Origin of the sequence: uncultured Intestinimonas sp. (genome assembly GCF_944387245.1) — a bacterium.
Lineage (GTDB): Bacteria > Bacillota > Clostridia > Oscillospirales > Oscillospiraceae > Intestinimonas.
This window is the reverse complement of the sequence record NZ_CALXEE010000084.1, coordinates 1-8,228: the sequence shown is the minus strand read 5'-3', so window position 1 is coordinate 8,228 and position 8,228 is coordinate 1. Positions and strand designations below refer to the sequence as shown.

The 8,228-nt window shown below is 63.2% G+C and carries 9 protein-coding genes and 1 riboswitch; of the genes, 4 read left to right on the top strand and 5 right to left on the bottom strand.

Features of this window, described 5'->3' with window-relative positions; genetic code table 11:
• Positions 1-52: 52 nt before the first annotated feature.
• Positions 53-2,620, bottom strand: a complete 2,568-nt coding sequence (locus Q0K15_RS09730; RefSeq protein WP_294515655.1) for a heavy metal translocating P-type ATPase — start codon at positions 2,618-2,620, stop codon at positions 53-55.
• Between the two features lie 134 nt (positions 2,621-2,754).
• Positions 2,755-3,018 carry a metal-sensing transcriptional repressor gene (locus tag Q0K15_RS09725; protein ID WP_294515654.1) on the bottom strand — a complete coding sequence of 88 codons (264 nt, stop codon included), beginning with the start codon at positions 3,016-3,018 and terminating at the stop codon, positions 2,755-2,757.
• A 227-nt stretch (positions 3,019-3,245) separates the two neighbouring features.
• On the opposite strand from Q0K15_RS09725, the gene Q0K15_RS09720 reads away from it, so the two are divergent.
• From Q0K15_RS09720 to Q0K15_RS09710, 3 genes are read left to right on the top strand one after another with little or no spacing between them, the layout of a single operon-like run.
• Positions 3,246-3,635 carry a GntR family transcriptional regulator gene (locus Q0K15_RS09720; RefSeq protein ID WP_294515653.1) on the top strand — a complete coding sequence of 130 codons (390 nt, stop codon included), beginning with the start codon at positions 3,246-3,248 and terminating at the stop codon, positions 3,633-3,635.
• Positions 3,601-4,302 (top strand): ABC transporter ATP-binding protein, encoded by a 702-nt coding sequence (locus tag Q0K15_RS09715; RefSeq protein ID WP_294515652.1) that lies wholly within the window; start codon positions 3,601-3,603, stop codon positions 4,300-4,302. The genes Q0K15_RS09720 and Q0K15_RS09715 overlap by 35 nt, the downstream gene beginning before the upstream one ends.
• On the top strand, positions 4,299-4,967 hold the full coding sequence (locus Q0K15_RS09710) for a hypothetical protein (protein WP_294515651.1): 669 nt from the start codon (positions 4,299-4,301) through the stop codon (positions 4,965-4,967). Before Q0K15_RS09715 ends, Q0K15_RS09710 begins: the two co-directional genes overlap by 4 nt.
• 49 nt (positions 4,968-5,016) lie before the next feature.
• On the opposite strand, the gene Q0K15_RS09705 is transcribed toward Q0K15_RS09710, so the two are convergent.
• The 3 genes from Q0K15_RS09705 to Q0K15_RS09695 form a co-directional block, all read right to left on the bottom strand.
• Positions 5,017-5,223, bottom strand: coding sequence for a DUF378 domain-containing protein (locus Q0K15_RS09705; RefSeq protein WP_365933811.1), 207 nt, complete (start codon positions 5,221-5,223; stop codon positions 5,017-5,019).
• An 85-nt stretch (positions 5,224-5,308) separates the two neighbouring features.
• Positions 5,309-5,704 (bottom strand): cytidine deaminase, encoded by a 396-nt coding sequence (gene cdd, locus Q0K15_RS09700; RefSeq protein ID WP_294515649.1) that lies wholly within the window; start codon positions 5,702-5,704, stop codon positions 5,309-5,311.
• Positions 5,705-5,728: 24 nt separating this feature from the next.
• Positions 5,729-6,568 (bottom strand): rhomboid family intramembrane serine protease, encoded by an 840-nt coding sequence (locus Q0K15_RS09695; RefSeq protein WP_294515648.1) that lies wholly within the window; start codon positions 6,566-6,568, stop codon positions 5,729-5,731.
• Positions 6,569-6,736: 168 nt separating this feature from the next.
• A riboswitch (SAM riboswitch) is annotated at positions 6,737-6,836 on the top strand.
• Between the two features lie 82 nt (positions 6,837-6,918).
• On the opposite strand from Q0K15_RS09695, the gene metK reads away from it, so the two are divergent.
• The gene (gene metK, locus Q0K15_RS09690) at positions 6,919-8,106 is read left to right on the top strand and encodes a methionine adenosyltransferase (RefSeq protein WP_294515647.1); all 1,188 of its coding nucleotides are present in this window, start codon (positions 6,919-6,921) and stop codon (positions 8,104-8,106) included.
• Positions 8,107-8,228 lie beyond the last annotated feature (122 nt).

Below are 8,228 nucleotides of genomic sequence, written 5' to 3'. Positions count from 1 at the left end.
TGAGAGGGCGGGTCCACTCAGTGGACCCGCCCTCTTTCTGTACGGTTCTCAATTACTGGATGGAGACCACCTGGTAACCGGCCTCCTCCACGGCCTTCTTCAGCTCCTCGTCGGTGGCGGGGCCGCTGACGGTGGCGCACTTGTCCTCCAGGGACACGGTGGCGGACTCGCCCGGCAGACCGGTGAGGGCCTTGGTGACATGGGCCACGCAGTGCTGGCACATCATACCTTCGATCATGATTTTCTTTTCCATAACAGACACTCCTTTTTCATTTTGCGGTGTGGATTTTATGGTTTCGGGCTTCGCGGGGACCTCCGGGGAGGCCGGGGCGGTGTGCTTGGGCTTGAAGAGCTTGAGCCGCAGGGCGTTGGACACCACGCTCACCGAGCTCAGGCTCATGGCGGCGGCGCCGAACATGGGGGAGAGCTGCCAGCCCAGAATGGGGAAGAATACGCCGGCGGCCAGGGGGATGCCGATGGAGTTGTAGCAGAAGGCCCAGAAGAGGTTCTCCTTCACGTTGCGGATGGTGGCCTTGGAGAGCTCCACGGCGGTAACGGCGTCCATGAGGTCGCTCTTCATGAGAACGATGTCGGCGGACTCGATGGCCACGTCGGTACCGGCGCCGATGGCCAGGCCCACGTCGGCCCGGGCCAGGGCGGGGGCGTCGTTGATGCCGTCGCCCACCATGGCCACCTTTTTGCCCCGGGCCTGGAGGTCGGCGATGACCCGCTCCTTGTCCTGGGGCAGCACCTCGGCGATGACGGTGCTCACCCCCAGCTCCCGGCCGATGGCGTCGGCGGTGCGCTTGTTGTCGCCGGTGAGGAGGACCACGTCGATGCCCAGGTCACGGAAGGCGGAAATGGCGGCGGCGCTGGTGGGCTTCACCGTGTCGGCCACGGCGATGACGCCCAAAAGTTTGCCGTCCTGGGCGAAGTAGAGGGGCGTCCGGCCGTTTTCGGCCAGGGCGTCGGCGGCGGCCAGGTGGCTGCCCAGGTCCACCCCGTGCTCCTCCATCATGGCCCGGTTGCCCGCCAGGAAGGCGGAGCCCTGAAGGTCGGCCTGCACGCCCCGGCCGTGGAGGGCCTGGAAGCCCTCGGCGGGGACCAGGGGGATGCTGCGCTCCTCCGCCTCGGCCACGATGGCCTCGGCCAGGGGGTGCTCGGAGGGCTTTTCCAGGGAGGCGGCCACGCAGAGAAGCTCCTCCTCGGTGACGCCTTCGGCGGGCTGGATGTCGGTGACCTTGGGCTTGCCCTGGGTGACGGTGCCCGTCTTGTCCAGGACGATGGTCTGGATGCTGTGGAGGGTCTCCAGGGCCTGGGCGGACTTGATGAGGATGCCGTTTTCGGCGCCCTTGCCGGTGCCCACCATGATGGCCACGGGGGTGGCCAGGCCCAGGGCGCAGGGACAGGAGATGACCAGCACGGCCACTCCGGCGGTGAGGGCCCGGGTGATGTCGCCGCCGGTGGCGATGAGCCAGACGATGGCGGTGACGGCGGCGATGGTCATGACCACGGGGACGAAGACCCCGGCCACCTTGTCGGCCAGCTTGGCGATGGGGGCCTTGGAGGAGGCGGCCTCGTCTACCAGGGCGATCATCTGGGCCAGGGTGGTGTCGTCGCCCACCCGGGTGGCCCGGAAGGTGAAGGAGCCGGACTTGTTGATGGCGGCGGAGACCACCCTGTCGCCGGGGCCCTTTTCCACGGGGATGGACTCGCCGGTGAGGGCGGACTCATCCACGGAGGAGCTGCCCTCGGTGACCACCCCGTCCACGGGGATGGAGGCGCCGGGCCGGACCAGGATGAGGTCGCCCACCGCCACCTCCTCCACGGGCACCTCGGTCTCCACGCCGTCCCGGAGGACGGTGGCCGTCTTGGGGGCCAGGTCCATGAGGCGGCTGATGGCCTGGGAGGTCTTGCCCTTGGACCGGGTCTCCAGAAACTTGCCCAGGGTGATGAGGGTGAGGATCATGCCGGCGGACTCAAAGTAGAGGTCCATGGCCCAGTGGTTGACCCGCTCCATATCGCCGTGGCCCAGGCCGTAGCCGATCTGGAAGATGGCGGCGACGCCGTAGATCACGGCGGCGGCGGAGCCCACGGCGATGAGGGAGTCCATGTTGGGGGCGCCGTGGAAGAGGGTCTTGAAGCCCACCCGGTAGTACTTGTCGTTGATATACATGATGGGCAGCACCAGCAGGAATTGGAGGAAGGCGAAGGCCAGGGCGTTCCGGCTGTCATGGAAGAAGGCGGGGAGGGGCCAGCCCATCATGTGGCCCATGGCGATGTAGAAGAGGGGCACCAGAAAGCACAGGGACACCAGGAACCGGCGCTTCATGCCGTTGAGCTCCTCCTCCATCTGCCTGGCGGCCTCGGCCCGGGTATCCACCCGGGCGTCGCCCTTGCTGGCTGCCGCCTGGGGCAGGGCACAGCCGTAGCCGGCGGCGTCCACGGCGGCGATGATGGCCTCCGGGGACTCAGCGGCGGGGTCGTACTCCACCGTCATGGAGCCGCCCAGCAGGTTCACGTTGACCTCGCTGACGCCCTCCAGCTTCCGTACCGCCTTGTCCACGTGGGCGGAGCAGGCGGCGCAGCTCATACCTGTCACGGTAAATTTTTGTTTCATAAATACCTCAGTCTTTCCGTGTTAAAAACTTAAAATAGAGGAAAATGGCCTGAGATTTCACCCAGTTGAAAGCTTAAAGTTCTTTTTGCTTCTTTTTCTTTCAAGAAAAAGAAGGAAAGAAAAAGAACAGGGAACTACTTCAAAATCTTGCCCAGCATGTCCACCAGCTCGTCGATCTTCTCCTCCCGCTCGGCCTGGGTCTGGGCGGTGTTGACGCAGTGCTTCAGGTGTGCGGTGAGGATCTCCTTGTTGGCCCGGTTCAGCATGGCCTCGGCGGCCATGACCTGGGTGGAGATGTCGATGCAGTACCGGTCCTCCTCCACCATCTTGATGATGCCGTCCATCTGTCCCCGGGCCGTCTTTAAGAGCCGGAGCACCGTTTTCTGATCTGCCATCATGGCCGGTCCCTCCCATGTTAGATGGTTCTAAGAACACCCCCCAGGGGTGGGGGGCATCTTTATAATACCCCCCGGGGGTGTCCCTGTCAAGCCTTTTTTGCGCTGCAAAAGCAGAGCAAAATGGGCCATGCGCCCCTTTCAGCGGCGCGGCCATGAAATTTCTTGCTATTTTTTCTGTTCTAGTGTATTATTTATATAGAACACTAAGACACAAGGAGAGGAGCACTATGCAGTTCAGCAACAGCGTACCCATTTACCTCCAGGTGATGGAGGACATGAAGCGGGAGATGGTGACGGGGGGCCTGCCGGCGGGGAGCCGGGTGGACTCGGTGCGGGCGCTGGCTGCCCGGTACGGCATCAACCTGAACACCATGCAGCGGGTGTGTTCCGAGCTGGAGCGGGAGGGCCTGCTGGAGACCCGGCGGGGGGTGGGTTCCTTCGTCACCGGGGACTGGGAGCGGCTCTCCGCCCTCCGGGAGGAGATGGCACAGACCCTGGTGGAGGCCTACCTGAAGGGCATGGCGGGGCTGGGCTTTTCCCGGCTGGAGGCCGCTGAGCGGCTGAGTGGGGAGGAGGGAGACGGTGGACAGTCTGCTGGAAGTCAGAGGGCTCTGTAAGTATCTGGACGGGCAGATCGTGCTGGGGGCGTGCAGCTTTTCCCTGGCCCCGGGGCACATCACCGGCCTGCTGGGTCCCAACGGGGCGGGAAAGTCCACCCTGCTGCGGACCATCGCCGGGCTGTGGCGGCCTGACGGGGGCGAGATCCTCCTCCACGGGCGGCCCATCTCCCGCCGGGACCGGCCCAAGGTGGCCTATATGGCCGACCATACCCTGCTACCTCGGGAGCTGACGGTGCGGCAGGCCGTCAGGTGGTATCGGGACCTCTTCCCCGGCCTGGATCTGGACCGGTTCCGGGCGGTGTCGGGGAACCTCCCGGAGGGGGAGCCGGTGTCCCGGCTGTCCAAGGGCCAGGCAGAGCGGCTGGACCTGGGCCTGCTCCTGGCCCGGGATGCCGACCTCTATCTCCTGGATGAGCCCCTGGGGGGCGTGGACCCGGTGGAGCGGGCAAAGATCCTGTCGGCGGCGGCGGGGGTTATGGAGGACCACAATGCCCTCCTCATGGCCACCCACCTGGTCCACGACATCGAACCCATCCTGGACGACGTCCTTTTCCTCCGGGCGGGCTATGTGGTCCTGTCCGCCTCCGCTGAGGGGCTGCGGCAGCGGGAGGGCGTGTCGGTGGAGGAGAAGTACATGGAGGTCTTTGGAGGTGGCGACCGGTGAAGGGACTGTGGAACAGCGCCAAGTGGGAGCTCCGGGAGAGCGGGGTACTGCGCGGCCAGACGCTCTTTTTCCTGGGACTTTGGCTGGTTTATGACTTCAACGCGGCCGCAAGCTGGAACGGCAGCGGAGTACCGCTCCTCCTGAGCCTTCATTTGCTTACATTTACCAGCCTGGCGGTGTACCGGGGGCTGAAATGGCCCTTCACCGGGTCCTTTGACCTGGAGCGGACCAGCGACAGGCCGGCCTGGCAGCCGGTGCTGGGCCGGACCCTGGCCTGGACGGTGGTCATCGCCGTGGGTGCGGCGTTGCAGCAGGCAGCTTTCCGGCTCTGCCTGAACGAGATGAGGGATGTCTGGCCCAGAATCTACTCCGACGGCGATCAACGGGTGGCCCAGTTGGAGTCCTGGACCGGTTGGGTTCCCTTTCTAGTGATCACTGGGGCGGGAACGGCGGCCTACGTGCTCCCTCTCGCTGTGACCTTGTGGTGTCGGAGCGGGCGGTTCCGGCACCGTGCCACCATGGCCAATGCCGCTGTCTGGCTGTTCGCAGTGGTGGTACTGGCATACCTTGTGCTTCGGAGCATCCCCCTGAGCATCTCCATACCTGCCTGCATCGGTATTTGTCTGTCGGTGAGCATCTGGCTGCTGGCCTATAAAGTGGAATAGACAGACAAAGACCGCCGCGTATACCCTTGGGTATGCGCGGCGGTCTCGTTCAGGTCTGCTTTCCGGCGGTGGTGTCCCGGAACAGGAGGGAGATACACCACACGGCGGCGAGGCCGATCAGGGTATAGATTACACGGCTGATGGCGCTGCCGGAGCCGCCGAAGAAAAAGGCCACCAGGTCAAAGCCGAAGATCCCGATGCTGCCCCAGTTGAGCCCGCCCACGATGGCCAGGATCAGGGCGATCTTATCCACGATCACGGAAAAAACCTCCTCATTTTGGTATCCGGGTCTTAGGATAGCCAAAATGGGGAGGTTTTATGCAGCCGTCAAAAAAACGGGTTTACAGCAGGGATTTGGGGCCAAAGCCGTGGGCCAGGAGCTCCCGGAGGGGGAGCTTTACGTATTCGTGGTCCTCCCGGGCGATGAGGCACTCCAGGTCGGGGGCGAACTCGAAGAGAAACTGGCGGCAGGCGCCGCAGGGCCAGCAGTAGTCGGTGGAGTTGCCCACGATGGCGATGCGGACGAAGTCGTCCCGGTGCCCCTCGCTGATGGCCTTCACCGCGGCGGTGCGCTCGGCGCAGATGGTGGAGCCGTAGGCGGCATTTTCCACATTGCAGCCGGTAAAGACGGTGCCGTCGGCACACTCCAGGGCGGCGCCCACGGGAAAGTGGGAATAGGGGGCATAGGACCGGTCCAGCATGGCAAAGGCGCGGTCCACCAGTTCCTGTTCCGTCATAAAAATACCTCCCATCTCATTCTGTCACTGGATGTGAACGTGGTTGTTGATGTGGTTCATACAGTAGCAGTAGTAGCCGTTGCACTTGGAGCAGTAGCGGAACTCCATGTTGGGGTCGTCGGCGTCGGTAATGCCGCAGACGGCGCACTTGTGGAGGTAGCCCTTGTCCTTCCTGGCCTCCCGGGCGGCCTTTTTGAAATTGATGGTCTGCCGGGAGTTCTGATGCTGGGCCCGACGGAAGGTACGGAGGGCGAAGTCGCGGAGGAAGGACCAGAAGAAGAGCACGTAGTTGAGGATGGCAACAAGAGGCAGCAACGCCCCCACGAAGTTGAGGTTGATCAGGTTGAAGAGAACGGTGAGGGCGAAGAAGGCGGCGTCGATCCACGCCAGCCACTTGACCTTGACGGGGATGATGAAGAAGAGCAGCACCTGGAGATCGGGGTAGAGGCTGGCGAAGGCGAAGAAGAGGGAGAGGTTCAGGTAGGTGGCGCTGGTGCCTCCGGCCAGGAAGCCGAAGATGATGTTGAAGAGCACTCCGCAGGCGTAGAATACGGTGAACTTGACGGTTCCCCACTCCTGCTCCAGGCTCCGGCCGATCCACCAGTAAAAGTACAGGGAGAGGACCAGGGTAAAGGGCTCATAGCTCAGGGGCACGAAGAGGAAGGTGACCAGACGCCAGAGCTGAAAGCGATGCAGGATGGCGGTGGGGGAGAAGTAGAGCATGGCAGAAAACATGCCGTTGCTGAAAAGGTCCATGAGGTAGACCAGCGCGGTGCCCACCACCAGAATGGTCATCAGATTCGGAATCCCCAGTTTGGGGTGTTTGTAGCAGAAGCGGTCCAGCCAGCTGTCCACGGAGCGCATGAGGGAGCCTCCTTCAAGTGTAATGAATTCGTGTGCAAAGTATTTTACCCTCTTTCGCCTGGGAAGTCTATAAGAAATTGTGAACTTTCCAATTTATTGCCGTATGGTCCCAGGTAAGAGGCCTTGACATCTTCTATGAAGATGCTATAATGAGGGTACAACTCCATAACCTTATCAAGAGTGGCGGAGGGAACGGCCCGATGAAGCCCGGCAACCTGTGGGAGACCGCAAGGTGCCAAATCCGGCGGCAGTGTTCGAAAGATGAGGGTAAGATCTCGTGCGCTCCGTCGGTGGGAGCGTTTTTTTGTTGCTGTTTTTCGCCGCCAACGGAAAAAAGAAAGGAAATGTTTATGAGTCACCGCGTATTTACCTCTGAATCCGTTACCGAAGGACATCCCGATAAGGTCTGCGACCAGATCTCCGACGCTGTTCTGGATGACATCCTGGCCAGCGATCCCCATGCCCATGTGGCCTGCGAGACCTTCACCACTACCGGCATGGTAACGGTCATGGGTGAGATCACCACCAGCCATTACACCGATATCCCCTCCATCGTCCGCCGCACCGTGGAGCGCATCGGCTACACCGATCCCGCCTACGGCTTCGACTACCGCTCCTGCGCCGTCATGACCGCCATCGACGAGCAGTCCCCCGACATCGCCATGGGCGTCAACCAGTCCTATGAGGTCCAGCAGGGCGGCGACAGCGATCCCCTGGACCTGGTGGGCGCCGGCGACCAGGGTATGATGTTCGGCTACGCCTGCGACGAGACCCCCGAGCTTATGCCCGCCGCCATTTCCCTGGCCCACCGGCTCACCCGGCGGCTGGCCCAGGTCCGCAAGAGCGGCGAGCTCAAGTGGGTCCGCCCCGACGGCAAGAGCCAGGTCACCGTGGAGTACGACGAGGAGGGGAAGGTGGTCCGCTGTCCCGCCATCGTGGTCTCCACCCAGCACGATCCCGACATCGCCCTGAAGGACCTGCGGGAGGCCATTGTGGAGACGGTCATCAAGCCCATCATCCCCGCCCAGTACATCGATGCCGGCACCAAGTTCTTCGTGAACCCCACCGGCCGCTTTGTCATCGGCGGCCCCGTGGGCGACACCGGACTCACCGGCCGTAAGATCATCGTGGACACCTACGGCGGGGCCGCCGCCCACGGCGGCGGCGCCTTCTCCGGCAAGGACCCCACCAAGGTGGACCGCTCCGCCGCCTACATGGCCCGCTATGCGGCCAAGAATCTGGTGGCCGCCGGCCTGTGCCGCAAGTGCCAGATCGAGCTGGCCTACGCCATCGGCGTGGCCCACCCCGTCTCCGTGCTGGTGGATACCTTCGGCACCGGCGTCCTCCCCGAGGAGGAGCTCTCCAAGATCGTGGAGCGCCACTTCGACCTGCGTCCCGCCGCCATCATCCGTGACCTGGACCTGCTGCGGCCCATCTACGAGCAGACCGCCGCCTACGGCCACTTTGGCCGCACCGACATCGACCTGCCCTGGGAGAAGACCGACCGAGTGGAGGCCCTCAAGCAGTACCTGGCCTGAATCATCCAATCATAAAAGGAGGTCCGGAGCATGGCTCCGGGCCTCCTCAGCTTGTCGAAAAAGTAGAAACGCCTCAGGTTTTGTGAAAGAGCCTCGCAGAGTTCCGTCGTCCGCAGACGACG